Raw genomic sequence first — 12,621 nt, forward strand, 5'->3', positions numbered from 1 at the left:
CCGCAGTGGTGTCACCGTGCGGAGGCGGGAGCGGACGACGCCGCCCCCGCCTCCGCACGGTGTCGGGTCAGGGCGTCAGCTGACGCCGGCCTTCTTGCAGGCCGCCGCGACGTTGCCGGTGCAGACGTCCGCAGCCTTCGCGAAGCCGTCGTCGAAGACCTGCTTGATGTTCTCGGTGGTGATCCACACCGGCTTGGCCAGCACGGACGGGACGTCCTCCTTGGTCTTGGTGTCGGTCACCGTGCCGGTCACCAGGCTGCTGGGGTCCTCCCCCTTGATCAGCGCGATCGCGAGCTTCGAGGCGGCGTCGGCCTCGAGGTCGGTGTTCTTGTAGACCGTGCCGCACTGGTAGCCCAGCAGGATGTTCTGCAGCCCCTCGGTGGAGGCGTCCTGACCGGTCACCGGGATCTCGCCGGCCACGCCCTGGGCCTGCATCCGGGCGATGATGCCGCCGGCCATCGTGTCGTTGGCGGAGACGACGCCGTCGATCTTTCCGCCGTTCTGCGTGTAGAGCTGCTCGAACGCCTTGCCGGCCTTGTCGGCGTCCCAGTAGCCGCTCTGGTCGCCGACCAGCTTGTAGTCACCGGAGTCGATCTTGCCCTTGAGCGCCTCGGCGTAGCCCTCCTTGAACAGCGCGGCGTTGTTGTCGCTCGGGTCGCCGTTGATGTAGATGATGTTGGCCTTGGTCTTGTTGTTGGCGTCGAGGCAGTCGATCAGGCCGGTGCCCATCAGCCGGCCGACCTCGACGTTGTCGAACGAGACGTAGTACGACGCGCCGCCGCCGAGGGTCAGCCGGTCGTAGTCGATGCTCTGGATGCCGGCGTCGGCCGCCTTGGACAGACAGGCCGAGCCCGAGTCGGAGTCCAGGTTGACGATCATCAGCACCGTGACGCCCTCGGTGATCATGCTGTCGCAGATCGTGCCGAACTTGTCGACGTCGCCGTTGGCGTTCTGGATGTCGTAGTCGACGCCGGCGCTCTTGAACGCCGCCTCCAGGCTCGGCCGGTCGTTGGCCTCCCAGCGCGGCGACGTCGTGGTGTCGGGCAGGATCACTCCGACCTTGCCGGACGCGGCGGCGCTGCTGCCGTTGTCGCTGCTGCTGCTGCTACCGCCGTCGGAGTCGTCTCCGCATGCGGCGAGAGCACCGAACGCCAGCGCTCCTACTGCCACCAGGGACGCCATCCGCGCCCGCCTGTTCCTGACCATTCCTCGACCTCCATGGCTCGGACCCGGGTAACCACTGTCGTGTGACGGGGGTCACGGTATATGTTGTGCGCGACAACATACTCACGGCTCCGGGGCCCGACAAGACGTTCTTGGTGCATCTTTTGTTGCACGTTCCAACCAAGCGTCGCCGCGGCCGCGCGTGACCGAATCGTGATGGAAGCGGCGACCGAAGCCGCGCCGGACGTCGTGACGACACCCGCGGAGGAAGAGGATCCGATGAGCTCGAACAGCACCGACCCGGCCGCCTTCTCCCCGACCCGCGAGGACCGGTTCTCCTTCGGTCTGTGGACGGTGGGCTGGCAGGGCGTGGACGTCTTCGGCGGCGCGGTGCGCCCGGTGCTCGATCCCGCCGAGGCGATCCACCGGCTCAGCGACCTGGGCGCCTACGGCATCACCTTCCACGACAACGACGTCTTCCCGTTCGATGCCTCCCCCGCCGAGAAGGAGCAGCACCTGGCGCCGTTCCGCAAGGCGCTGGCCGAGACCGGACTCGCCGTACCGATGGTGACGACGAACCTCTTCTCGCACCCGGTCTTCCGCGACGGCGGCTTCACCAACAACGACCGCGACGTACGCCGCTTCGCGATTCGCAAGGCCGCCGACCAGATCGACCTGGCCGCCGAGCTCGGCGCGCAGGTCTTCGTGGCCTGGGGCGGGCGCGAGGGCGCCGAGTCCGGCGCCGCGAAGGACGTCGGGACCGCGCTCTCGCGCTACAAGGAGGCCTTCGACGTCCTCGGCTCCTACTCCGAGGAGCAGGGGTACGGCCTGCGGTTCGCGATCGAGCCGAAGCCCAACGAGCCCCGCGGCGACATCCTGCTCCCGACCGTCGGCCACGCACTGGCGTTCATCGACGAGCTCGAGCGCCCGGACCTGGTCGGCGTGAACCCCGAGGTCGGCCACGAGGAGATGGCCTCGCTCAACTACGCACACGGCCTGGCGCAGGCGCTGTGGCACGGCAAGCTCTTCCACATCGACCTCAACGGCCAGACCGGCCCGCGCTACGACCAGGACCTGCGCTTCGGCGCCGGCAACGCCCGCGGCGCGTTCTGGACCGTCGACATCGTCGAGCACGGCGGGTACGACGGGCCGCGACACTTCGACTACAAGCCCCCGCGCACCGAGGACCTGGACGGTGTATGGGATTCGGCCGCGGCGTGCATGCGCAACTACCTGATCCTGCGCGCCAAGGTGCGGGCGTTCCGCGCCGACCCGGAGGTCCGGCAGGCGCTCCTCGACGCACGCCTCGACCAGCTCGCGCTGCCCTCACTCGCCGACGGCGAGACGATCGCCGACCTGCGCGCCGAACCCTTCGACCCCGACGAGGCGGGTCGCCGCGGGATGGCCTTCGAGCGCCTCGACCAGCTCGCGCTGGAGCACCTGTACGGCGTGCGGTGACGGCGCGCGCGGACGTCATACGTTCCGAGCAAGGGGACACACTGTCCGTATGACGTCCCCGGCCGCGGCTAGCCCGCCAGCGCGGCGACGACGTCGGCGACGGCCGTGGGTGCGCCGGCCACCGACCAGGTGACGCCGCCCCCGTCGACCCGGGCGGTGCTGCCGCCGGCGCCGAGGATGAGGGCCGCGGCGGGCAGCTCGTCCCACGGCGGCATGGAGTGCTGGCAGCGCACGTGCAGCTGGCCGGCCGCGATCGACGCCCCGTCCATGGACGCGGAGCCGAGCATCCGCAGCGTCGCCGCGCCCCCGGCCATCCGGCGGAAGGCCACGCCCGGCGCGCCGTCGTACGCCGGCGGGTGGAGGTACGTCGTGAGGCAGGACGTCGCGAGCGGGCGGTCGGCCAGCGCGGGCACCGGCACGCCGTCGACGGTGGTCGGCAGGCCCGGGCCGCCGACGTAGGTGCGCCCGGTGGCGGGGTGGTGCACCGCGCCGAGGACCAGCTCGTCACCGTCGGTGAGCGCGAGGGCGGAGCACCACCAGTCCAGCCCGGCCACGAAGTTGTAGGTGCCGTCGACGGGGTCGATCACCCAGGTCCGCCCCGAGGTGCCGTCGTGCGAGGCACCCTCCTCCCCCAGCACGCCGTCGTCCGGCCGCTCGGTGGCGAGCGTCTCGACGATCTGCCGTTCCGCCGCGTGGTCGGCGGCGGTCACCACGTCGGAGATCGAGGTCTTCGTGTCGGGCTCGAGTCCCCCGGCCCGCATCCGGCGGGCGAGCGCGCCCGCCTCGCGGACCAGCCGGGCCGCGAGCGCCGCGTCGTCGGCCAGGGCATTCCCGGGGGTCACGACCATGCCTCGGCCAGCATCGCGCGGGTGTCGGCGAGCAGCTGCGGCAGGGTCTTCGTGCCGCCGAGCACGGTGATGAAGTTGGCGTCGCCCGCCCAGCGGGGTACGACGTGCTGGTGCAGATGCTGCGACAGCGAGCCGCCGGCGACCCCGCCCAGGTTCAGCCCGATGTTGAAGGCGTGCGGTCCACTGACCCGCCGCAGCACCCGCACCGCCTGCTGGGTGGTGGTCATCAGCTCGGTGACCTCGTCGTCGGTGAGGTCCTCGAGCTCGGCGACGTGCCGGTGCGGGAGCACCATCAGGTGGCCGGGGTTGTACGGGTGCAGGTTCAGGACGGTGAAACAGGTCTTGCCGCGGTGGACGACGAGGCTCTCCTCGAGCGCGTGGTCGCTCATCGCGCAGAACGGGCAGCCGTCGTCGACGGAGGGCAGGCCCGGCGCGACGTAGGCCATGCGGTGCGGGGTCCAGAGCCGGTCGAAGCCCTCGAACCCGTCGCGCACGTGCCCGGCAGGATCGGTCATGGCCCTAACCCTAGGGTGCCGTCCCGGGGCCCCTCCGGCCGGTCAGTACTGCTGGAACCAGGCACCCAGGTCGGTCACACCCGGACAGGTGACGTCGTGGTCGCGCCCGTCGGCGACCCACTGCGCCAGCACGGCGTCGCCACCCTGGATCCGCCAGTCGTCGCCGCATCTCGACAGCGCCTCGGCCCGCGAGGTCTGACCGGCGGCGCGCCACTCCGGCAGGCCGAGCGCGAGGTCGCCGACGACCTCGCGCCACAGGATCGGCGTCGAGTAGACCCCGACGTCGTAGCCGGCGTCGGCGTACCCGGCCGCGGCACCCTGGACGACGGCGGCGTTGGCGTCGAGATCGTCGCTCCACTCGAAGTCGGGGACGTGCTCGACGTCGACCCACACGACCGGCGACACCAGGCCGGCCGCCCGCATGGTGGCCACGTTGGCCAGCGCCTGCTGGTAGCCGGTGTTCGCGAGGGCACCGAGCCTCGTGTCGGCGTCGTAGGGCCCGCGGTCGCGGTACTCGGCGACCGTGTCGGCGTCCGGCTGGCTGACGACGGCGTACGCCGCGGCGAGCAGGTGTCGCTCCCGGATCCAGGCGACCTGGTCGGCCAGGCACGGGTTGGCGGTGAACCCGGGGCCGTTGGTGAGCCCGACGACCACGTACTCCGCCGCCGGGAGCGGCATCGGCAGGCCGAGTGTCGGCCGCTCGGGGATGCCCATGCCCCTCGGGCACTGCGGCCAGCCGATGTCGGCGCCGCGCACCGGCTTGCCGGTCGTCGGCGACACCGACGACGGGGCGGCACTCGGCAGCTCGGCGGCCTTCTGCTCGGCGAGCTGCGCGAGGGCCTGGAGCCGGGCCGCCTCGGCGTCGGCCGTCGGGGTGACGACCGCGGTCGGCCGCGGCGTGGTCGGCGACGGCACCGGCGCGCTCGATACCGGCTCCGACGTCGGCTCCCCCGCCGGCCCGCCGGAGGAGCAGGCGGTGAGCAGCGCGGCGCCGGCCAGGAGGGCCGCGCCGCGCCGCCTCACGATTCGGCTCAGACCTGCACGCGCGACGCCACGGCGTCCGCGACCCGCTGGATCGCCTCTTCGAGCGGTACGCCGTTGTCCTGGCGACCGTCGCGGTAGCGGAAGGACACCGCGCCCGCCGCCACGTCGTCGCCGCCGGCGATCATCATGAACGGCACCTTCTGCAGCTGCGCGTTGCGGATCTTCTTCTGCATCCGGTCGTCGGAGTCGTCGACCTCGACCCGCAGGCCCCGGGCGCGCATCTGCCGGGCCACGTCGTGCAGGTAGTCGCTGAAGGCGTCGGCGACCGGGATCGCCTGCACCTGCACGGGCGCGAGCCACGGAGGGAACGCGCCGGCGTAGTGCTCGACGAGCACCCCGAAGAACCGCTCGATCGAGCCGAACTTGGCGGAGTGGATCATCACCGGCTGGTGCTTCTGCCCGTCGGCGCCGTTGTACTCGAGGTCGAAGCCCTTGGGCTGGTTGAAGTCGTACTGGATGGTCGACATCTGCCAGGTCCGGCCGATCGCGTCCTTGGCCTGCACCGAGATCTTCGGGCCGTAGAACGCCGCGCCGCCGGGGTCGGCCACCAGCTCGAGGCCGGACTCGATCGCGACGTCCTCGAGCACCTTGGTCGCGACCGCCCACTCCTCCTCGGAGCCGACGAACTTGTCGGGCTTGGAGTCGTCACGGGTCGAGAGCTCCAGGTAGAAGTCGTCGATCCCGAAGTCCCGCAGGAGGCCGAGCACGAAGTCGAGAAGGTGCCTGATCTCGCCGGGCGCCTGCTCGGGGGTGACGTAGGAGTGCGAGTCGTCCTGGGTCAGACCACGCACCCGGGTCAGACCGTGCACGACGCCGGACTTCTCGTAGCGGTAGACCGAGCCGAACTCGAAGAGCCGCAGCGGCAGCTCGCGGTAGGACCGCCCGCGTGACCGGTAGATCAGGTTGTGCATCGGGCAGTTCATCGGCTTGATCATGTAGTTCGAGCCCTCGAACTCCATGGGCGGGAACATCGTGTCCGCGTAGTACGGCAGGTGCCCCGAGGTGTAGAAGAGCTGGTCCTTGGTGATGTGCGGCGTACCGACGTAGGAGAAGCCCTCCTCGATGTGCCGCTGTCGGACGTAGTCCTCCATCTCGCGCTTGATCACACCGCCCTTGGGGTGGAAGACCACGAGGCCGGAGCCGATCTCGTCGGGGAAGCTGAAGAGGTCGAGCTCGCGGCCGAGCTTGCGGTGGTCGCGGCGCTCGGCCTCCTCGATCCGGTGCAGGTGCTCGTCGAGCGCCTCCTTGGACTCCCACGCCGTGCCGTAGATGCGCTGGAGCTGCTTGTTCTTCTCGTCGCCGCGCCAGTACGCCGCCGCCGAGCGCATCAGCTTGAACGCCGGGATCCGCTTGGTGGTCGGCAGGTGCGGGCCGCGGCAGAGGTCGCTCCACGCGACGTCGCCGTTGCGGCGGATGTTGTCGTAGATGGTCAGCTCCCCGGCACCGACCTCAACGCTCGCGCCCTCCGCTATCTCCTGGGCCGCGTCGTCGGCCCTGCCGGAGCCCTTCAGGCCGATCAGCTCGATCTTGTAGGGCTCGTCCTGGAGCTCGTGGATCGCGTCGTGGTCGGTGATGACGCGGCGGGAGAAGCGCTGCCCCTCCTTGATGATCTTGCGCATCGCGGTCTCGATCTTCGCGAGGTCCTCGGGCACGAACGGGGTCTCGACGTCGAAGTCGTAGTAGAAGCCGTCCTGCACCGGCGGGCCGATGCCGAGCCTGGCCTCCGGGTAGAGCTGCTGCACGGCCTGCGCCATCACGTGCGCGGTCGAGTGCCGCAGGATGTCGTGGCCGTCCTTGCTGTCGATCGCGACGCCCTCGACCTCGTCGCCGTCGACGAGCTCGTAGGAGAGGTCCTTGAGCTGGCCGTTGACGCGGGCGGCGATCACCGACGAATCCTCGGCGAACGGCTCCCAGGCCTTGGTGCCCGTCGTGACCGTCCGGTCCTCACGCGCGCCGGCGTGGACGAGGACGATCTTCAGATCGGACACAGTGACTCCTGGTGGTCGGGGACGGACCGCTCGATCGTATCGACCGGGGCGCCGGGCCCGCGCGGCGGTTTCGCGGGTTCCGCCGACCGCCCGGGAGCGAGCGTCGGCGTCCGCAGGGTCAGCGGAGCTTCTCGGGGATCTCGGTCGAGTAGCCGAACATCTGGAAGTCCAGCTCGTAGAGCCGCACGATCCGCGCCGCCAGGGCCGGCTCGACCCGCACCGGCTCCGCGGGAGTTGCTGAGACGTTCTCCCGCGGCAGCGGGATCTCACCGAGGTCCAGCCACTCGCAGACCCGCTCCCAGTCCGGCACGAGCCGCTCGAAGCGGCCGACGAACGAGAGCCGGTCGAGCGGCAGCGCAGCGACCTGGGGCCGGACGTGCCGGTCACCGACCAGGATGTCCATGCCCTCGAGCGCGGTCACGAACTCCTCGAACGACCGGTCCTGCACCGAGGTCAGTCGCCAGGTGCCCCGGCCGGTGCCGACGACCTTGTCCTGCCAGCAGGACACCAGCTTGGTGAACGGGTTGCGCACGAAGCCGAACGCCGGGTAGTCGCGCTGCTCCCCCTGCGGCCACCGCCGCAGCCGGCCGCGGTGCATGACGACCTCGAGGTCGGGGCGGTTGTTGAAGGCCGCCGAGATCGATCGTGTCGCCACCTTGGCGGTGCGCACGTAGATAAACCGCTTGGGATCGCTGACCGACAGGCCGTACCGCTTGGCTCCCGGGCGGGTGATCCGGGTGCGCGCGTCGGTGGTCATGCGCTCACCCTCGCTCGCGGTTGCCGACATCGATCGCATCGGTGGGCGATACTGGGTTCGAACCAGTGACCTCTTCGGTGTGAACGAAGCGCGCTACCACTGCGCCAATCGCCCGTGCGGACGCAGACTCTAGCCTACGTCCGCCGGTCGATCACATTCGGGCGACAACCACCGCCGTTCTCCGCGTCACGGCCGGTCCGGCCGCCCGTCTCCTAGGCGTGAACCAGCCGCCGACGTCGCCCCGCCTCTCCCAGGCGGTCGCGCTCCAGTGCCTCGACGCGTATGGCCGCAGCGTCGACCTGCCCGCCCTGCTCGCCTACGAGCCCACCGACCCGTGGGCCGTCGAGGTCACCTTCGGGTGGCCCTCCGGCACGGTCCGCTGGCTGATCGGCCGCGACCTGCTGCTCCAGGGCTTGACCGACCCAGCCGGCGAGGGCGACGTCCTGGTCTCGCCGAGCATCGACGACTGCGGGCGCGCGGCCGTCGTGCTCGAGCTCAGCTCGCCGCACGGGCGGCTGGTCACCCAGCTCCCGACCCGCGAGCTCGGGACGTTCCTGATCCGCACCCTCGCGGTCGTCCCTCAGGGCCGGGAGGAGATCGACCTCGACCTGCTGGTCGAGACGCTCACCGGCTCACAGACCCAGTAGGTCCCGCTCCCGGCTCCGCCAGGCCGCCAGGGCCTCCGCGGTGATCGGGCCCGGAGCCTCCAGCTCGCGGTCGTTCCACCGGGCCACCGCCTGGACGTCGCGAGTGGTCGAGACCAGGAACACCTCGCTCGCCCCGTCGACGACCTCGATCGGCTCGTCGACCTCGCGACCGCCGTACCACTCCAGCACCAACGCCCGGGTGACCCCGGCCAGGCAGCCGCTGGCCAGCGTCGGCGTCCGGAGCTCACCGTCGACGACGTAGAAGACGTTGGAGCCGGTGCCCTCGCACAGGTGGCCGGCGAGGTTCGCGAAGATCGCCTCGCTGGCACCCCGCCGCTGAGCGGCAGCCAGGGCGACGACGTTCTCGGCGTACGACGTGGTCTTGAGGCCGGTCAGCGCCCCGCGCTCGTTGCGCGGCCATGGCACGGTCACCACCGCGGTCGCCTCCGGCGCCGGATCCATGGCGGCCGCGACCACGATGACGCTCGGCCCTGCGTCCCCGCGCCCCGAGCCCAGCGGCGCCGGACCGCCGGTCACGGTGATCCGGAGCCGGCCCAACGGCGACCGCTCCCCCTCGAGCACCGCCACCACCCCGCGGCGTACGTCGTCAGGGTCGACGCCCTCGATCCCGAGCCCCTCCGCGGACCGCTGGAGCCGCGCCAGGTGGAGGTCGAGCGCGAACGGCAGCCCGTCGACCACCTTCAGCGTCTCGAACACCCCGTCGCCCACGGTCACCCCGTGGTCGGTGACGGGGAGGGCCGCGGCGGTCGCGTCCGGGAGCAGGTCGCCGTTCATCCACGCGCGCATGCCGCCACCCTAGTGACCGACGCACGTCCACCACGGCGGCGCAGTGGGGCCCGGCAACGGGCCGCTGCGACCCCGCAACGCGCCGGACGGAGCCGGATTTTGCATGGTCTGGGGCATCGGCTACTGTTCTCACGCACCCGACCGGGAGACCGGCCGGAGCGCAAGCGGACGTAGCTCAGTTGGTAGAGCGCAACCTTGCCAAGGTTGAGGTCGCGAGTTCGAGCCTCGTCGTCCGCTCGGAGAGGTCTCTCCCTGGTTTGGCCTCCACGGTGGGTTGGCCGAGAGGCGAGGCAACGGACTGCAAATCCGTGTACACGGGTTCAAATCCCGTACCCACCTCCAGCAGTCCCTCCGTTCTAACTCAAGACCCGGGCGATTGGCGCAGTGGTAGCGCGCTTCCTTGACACGGAAGAGGTCACTGGTTCAAACCCAGTATCGCCCACCAGAGAAACCGCCCCGACCTGCGCAAGCGCTCGTCAAGGGCGGTTTGCTTTTTCGCCCGTCCAATACATGTGCAATTTCGGGACGAACGGCCCCATGGATTGGGTCGAAGCCGTTCCGTCCAACTTGCTGCGTGTCTTCAATGGCACGGCGCCAGTGGACCGTGATAATCGAACGGTGGACGACACAGCACGCGGCGCGGGAGAGTTCGATCCTCAAGCGCTTCTGGACGAACTTGAGCGTTTGAGTCGCGAGAAAGAGGCAGTGGCCGCTCTGCGGCCGTCACCGAAGGCCATGTCGAAGTCGCTCCTCAAAATGACCCGTACTTTGTACGACTCGATCGAGCTCCAGAGGCAGATCTCCTGCCTTGAAGCAGAAAAACAGCCAACACAGACCTATGCGTGGCTGGCGCGGCCAGGATCGATGGCGCAAGCCGACTTCGCGTCCTTCGAACCCGGCGTCCTGGCCTTTGTGGAAGAAGCAGTCCCCGAGCAGCACCACTGGCTAGCGACCAACCCAACTCGGAACCCGGCCGAGTGGTCGGTCGACTTCTTGAAACGCTGTGTTCATACCGTCATCGATGATCTATCTGGCCTGGCTGTATTGATGCGCCGGGGCGAGTACATTCGAGCACCTTTAACGCTGTCCAGATCGGTTCTTGAAGCCGCGTCAGTCGGGTGCTTCGTGACCGATTCGACTGTTTCCTCGGAAGAGCGGCTACGCAGGGGCCTCAACTTCCATTTGGCCGAACTTCGCGAGTCCGCCAACGAGGTCGCGGACCGGCGAGATGAGTTCCAGTACGAAGAGGCGCTCGGCGAACTGATCGGGTTTGCAGAGCACGCGGGGTTCACCGTCAAGCGTCCTCGCCGAACTGGCTCGCATGAGCCGCCAGTCATCCTTGGGCCAGGGCGGACTAGGGCAGACAGTGCTCGGGTGATGGTGGAGCAGGTACTCCCATGTGGCGTTGGCATTTCGATGTGGCGCTCGCTTTCCGCCGTTGCGCACTCCCGTGATTCCGGAACGTTACTCCCGGATGAATACTCGTTGCCCCACGACATAACCCCGTGGCGGCGCGCAGAGAGCGTTGCCTGGCACTCCATAACGGCACTGTTAGTTGCACAGGAGCTTGTTAAACGCCTCGACCCATTTCTCGGCTGGGACCTCAGCGGTTGGGCCTCGGCTTTTGACGCCGTTGTTCAACAGTGGGCAGCGGGTGCGGGGATGGCTGACGACCGAATACGAGCTCATCTCGGGCTGGAATGAGAACAAGCTAAACCCAAACTGCCGGCGGCGACAACGAGGCGACTAGCCTCTTTTCCGCGATCAGCGGCGGCACGCTGTGGGTTGGCCCGATACGCGGGCCAATGCTAGCGCGATCACGAGGTCGGCCGAGTGGGCTGACGCCCACTCGGTGCAGAACGCGTGCTCTCGAAGATGCGGTCATCGCGGCGGAACCGAGCGATGAAGTAGGGCATCACGCCAGCCCAGGCTGTGGCGCGGCCGTACGTCTGGCGGGGCTTCCGCCAGGCTCGCCACCAACGGCGCCCACACCGCGAACAGCGGAGGGCCATCACGTCGGCCACTGAGCCTCATTCGAATCGTGGCGGATCTCGTTGCCCGTCGAGCTGCCGCACCGCGACCGCCCCCATCCGGACCTGATTCCGCGGCCGATGCCATGACCGCTCCCGCTTCATCGCCTTGCCCTTCTGCAGACGAGACGACCCATCGGCGCCCCTCAGATACGAGGCCAGTCGAATCACCGGACGTCGTCCGTCGCGGCCGTGCGCTTCGGCAGCCGAAGCGTCCACAGTTGGCTGTGTCGCCGCTCACATGAGACACGCGAAGCAGGTGTAGCAACCTGCTACATTTGAGAGAAGGTCACCCGGAGAGAGGAGCCCGTCGTGGCCACCACTACCCCGACCAGGTTCGACGCAGATCTCTTCGCGTCCGCCCAGGTCGCCGGCGCGCGCTCGCACCGCAGTGCCGCGCAGCAACTCGCCCACTGGGCACGCCTCGGCCGCGAGCTCGAGGCCGCCGGCGGCGTAACTCAACGCGACATCGATCGCGTCCTCGCCGGCCAGCTCTCCTATGACGAGCTCGGGGACCGCGACCAGGCGGTGGTGCGCACCTCCTGGGGCGAAGGGATCGAGGACGACCTGTCCACCCTCGACCTGCGCTCCCGGTTCGAGGCGCAGGGACGCCGTCGCTGGTCCGAGGCCGACGCCGACGGCACGGTCACCGTGCACGAGACCACCGGTGACGACGTGCCGACCGGGCCCCGGCACCGAGGCAAGCGCGGTTGAGCACACCGGTCCTGCACCTCCTCGCAGGATCCAACGGCGCGGGCAAGTCCACGCTGGCCGAGCTGGTCCTCATCCCACGCACGCACCTGCCGTTCGTGAACGCCGACCTCATCGCCGAAGAGCTGTGGCCCGGAGATCGCGAGGAGCAGGCGCGCCGCGCGCCGGAGGTCTCCCAGCTCGCCTCCGACGAGCGAGATCGCCTACTCGCCGACCGCGTCTCCTTCATCACCGAGACCGTGTTCAGCCACCCCAGCAAGCTCGATCTCCTCCGCAGCGCCCGGGAGTGCGGCTACACCGTGCACCTGCACATCGTCATGATTCCCGAAGACCTCGCGGTCGAACGCGTCGCCGACCGCGTCGCCCACGGCGGTCACACCGTCCCCGTCGACAAGATTCGCGGCCGCTACCGCCGACTCTGGGAGCTCGTGGCCCGAGCGCGCGGCCTGGCCGACCGTGCCGACTTCTACGACAACGCCAGCCTCGACGGGCCCTTCAGGCCGGTCGCGGCCTACGAGTACGGGCAGCCGGTCGGGCGGGCCGACTGGCCCGCCTGGACCCCAGCGCCGCTGACGTGAGCGATGGGTTTGGCGGCGCGCACGGGTCACCATGACCGTGAGTGTCCGCAGGCGCAGCGCGTGTAGCAGGAAGT

The 12,621-nt window shown here is 69.6% G+C and carries 12 protein-coding genes and 4 tRNA genes; 8 read left to right on the forward strand and 8 right to left on the reverse strand.

The window, feature by feature from the left end:
- Nucleotides 1–75 precede the first annotated feature (75 nt).
- A complete protein-coding gene (locus KM427_RS15255) occupies nucleotides 76–1,182 on the reverse strand; it encodes a sugar ABC transporter substrate-binding protein (RefSeq protein WP_252274548.1) in 1,107 nt (368 codons plus the stop codon).
- Between the two features lie 261 nt (nucleotides 1,183–1,443).
- Here KM427_RS15255 and xylA point away from each other — a divergent pair, with 261 nt between their 5' ends.
- Nucleotides 1,444–2,622: a xylose isomerase gene (gene xylA, locus KM427_RS15260; RefSeq protein WP_215524410.1), complete on the forward strand. Its 1,179-nt coding sequence runs from the start codon at nucleotides 1,444–1,446 to the stop codon at nucleotides 2,620–2,622.
- Nucleotides 2,623–2,690: 68 nt separating this feature from the next.
- On the opposite strand, the gene KM427_RS15265 is transcribed toward xylA, so the two are convergent.
- The 6 genes from KM427_RS15265 to KM427_RS15290 form a co-directional block, all read right to left on the reverse strand.
- Nucleotides 2,691–3,464, reverse strand: coding sequence for an inositol monophosphatase family protein (locus KM427_RS15265; RefSeq protein ID WP_215524411.1), 774 nt, complete (start codon nucleotides 3,462–3,464; stop codon nucleotides 2,691–2,693).
- Nucleotides 3,461–3,985, reverse strand: coding sequence for an HIT family protein (locus KM427_RS15270; RefSeq protein ID WP_215524412.1), 525 nt, complete (start codon nucleotides 3,983–3,985; stop codon nucleotides 3,461–3,463). The genes KM427_RS15265 and KM427_RS15270 overlap by 4 nt, the downstream gene beginning before the upstream one ends.
- 42 nt (nucleotides 3,986–4,027) lie before the next feature.
- Entirely contained in the window at nucleotides 4,028–5,008 is a 981-nt protein-coding gene (locus KM427_RS15275) for a hypothetical protein (RefSeq protein ID WP_215524413.1), read from the reverse strand.
- A gap of 8 nt (nucleotides 5,009–5,016) precedes the next feature.
- A complete protein-coding gene (thrS, locus tag KM427_RS15280) occupies nucleotides 5,017–7,017 on the reverse strand; it encodes a threonine--tRNA ligase (RefSeq protein WP_215524414.1) in 2,001 nt (666 codons plus the stop codon).
- Nucleotides 7,018–7,135: 118 nt separating this feature from the next.
- Nucleotides 7,136–7,774, reverse strand: coding sequence for a sulfotransferase family 2 domain-containing protein (locus KM427_RS15285; RefSeq protein WP_183594223.1), 639 nt, complete (start codon nucleotides 7,772–7,774; stop codon nucleotides 7,136–7,138).
- A gap of 42 nt (nucleotides 7,775–7,816) precedes the next feature.
- Nucleotides 7,817–7,888: transfer RNA gene (locus KM427_RS15290), tRNA-Val, on the reverse strand.
- A gap of 104 nt (nucleotides 7,889–7,992) precedes the next feature.
- On the opposite strand from KM427_RS15290, the gene KM427_RS15295 reads away from it, so the two are divergent.
- Nucleotides 7,993–8,421, forward strand: a complete 429-nt coding sequence (locus tag KM427_RS15295) for an SsgA family sporulation/cell division regulator (protein ID WP_183594222.1) — start codon at nucleotides 7,993–7,995, stop codon at nucleotides 8,419–8,421.
- On the opposite strand, the gene KM427_RS15300 is transcribed toward KM427_RS15295, so the two are convergent.
- Nucleotides 8,407–9,228 carry an aminotransferase class IV gene (locus tag KM427_RS15300; protein WP_215524415.1) on the reverse strand — a complete coding sequence of 274 codons (822 nt, stop codon included), beginning with the start codon at nucleotides 9,226–9,228 and terminating at the stop codon, nucleotides 8,407–8,409. The genes KM427_RS15295 and KM427_RS15300 overlap by 15 nt on opposite strands.
- A 164-nt stretch (nucleotides 9,229–9,392) precedes the next feature.
- Between KM427_RS15300 and KM427_RS15305 the strand changes: the two genes are divergently transcribed.
- The 6 genes from KM427_RS15305 (at nucleotide 9,393) to KM427_RS15330 (ending at nucleotide 12,547) form a co-directional block, all read left to right on the forward strand.
- Nucleotides 9,393–9,465 (forward strand) — tRNA-Gly (locus KM427_RS15305).
- 31 nt (nucleotides 9,466–9,496) lie between these two features.
- Nucleotides 9,497–9,570: transfer RNA gene (locus KM427_RS15310), tRNA-Cys, on the forward strand.
- A gap of 28 nt (nucleotides 9,571–9,598) precedes the next feature.
- Nucleotides 9,599–9,673: transfer RNA gene (locus KM427_RS15315), tRNA-Val, on the forward strand.
- Nucleotides 9,674–9,765: 92 nt separating this feature from the next.
- On the forward strand, nucleotides 9,766–10,932 hold the full coding sequence (locus KM427_RS15320) for a hypothetical protein (protein ID WP_215524416.1): 1,167 nt from the start codon (nucleotides 9,766–9,768) through the stop codon (nucleotides 10,930–10,932).
- A 638-nt stretch (nucleotides 10,933–11,570) separates the two neighbouring features.
- Entirely contained in the window at nucleotides 11,571–11,972 is a 402-nt protein-coding gene (locus KM427_RS15325; protein WP_215524417.1) for a TA system antitoxin ParD family protein, read from the forward strand.
- Nucleotides 11,969–12,547 (forward strand): ATPase, encoded by a 579-nt coding sequence (locus tag KM427_RS15330; protein WP_215524418.1) that lies wholly within the window; start codon nucleotides 11,969–11,971, stop codon nucleotides 12,545–12,547. The genes KM427_RS15325 and KM427_RS15330 overlap by 4 nt, the downstream gene beginning before the upstream one ends.
- The last annotated feature ends 74 nt before the right edge of the window (nucleotides 12,548–12,621 follow it).

Source organism: Nocardioides sp. LMS-CY, assembly GCF_018732145.1.
Lineage (GTDB): Bacteria > Actinomycetota > Actinomycetes > Propionibacteriales > Nocardioidaceae > Nocardioides > Nocardioides soli.

Excerpts from the sequence above, each read along its gene's own strand:
- KM427_RS15320 (WP_215524416.1), top strand. The coding sequence starts at position 9,766 with ATGGATTGGGTCGAAGCCGTTCCGTCCAACTTGCTGCGTGTCTTCAAT.
- KM427_RS15300 (WP_215524415.1), bottom strand. The coding sequence starts at position 9,228 with ATGCGCGCGTGGATGAACGGCGACCTGCTCCCGGACGCGACCGCCGCG.
- KM427_RS15255 (WP_252274548.1), bottom strand. The coding sequence starts at position 1,182 with ATGGCGTCCCTGGTGGCAGTAGGAGCGCTGGCGTTCGGTGCTCTCGCC.
- KM427_RS15285 (WP_183594223.1), bottom strand. The coding sequence starts at position 7,774 with ATGACCACCGACGCGCGCACCCGGATCACCCGCCCGGGAGCCAAGCGG.
- xylA (WP_215524410.1), top strand. The coding sequence starts at position 1,444 with ATGAGCTCGAACAGCACCGACCCGGCCGCCTTCTCCCCGACCCGCGAG.
- KM427_RS15270 (WP_215524412.1), bottom strand. The coding sequence starts at position 3,985 with ATGACCGATCCTGCCGGGCACGTGCGCGACGGGTTCGAGGGCTTCGAC.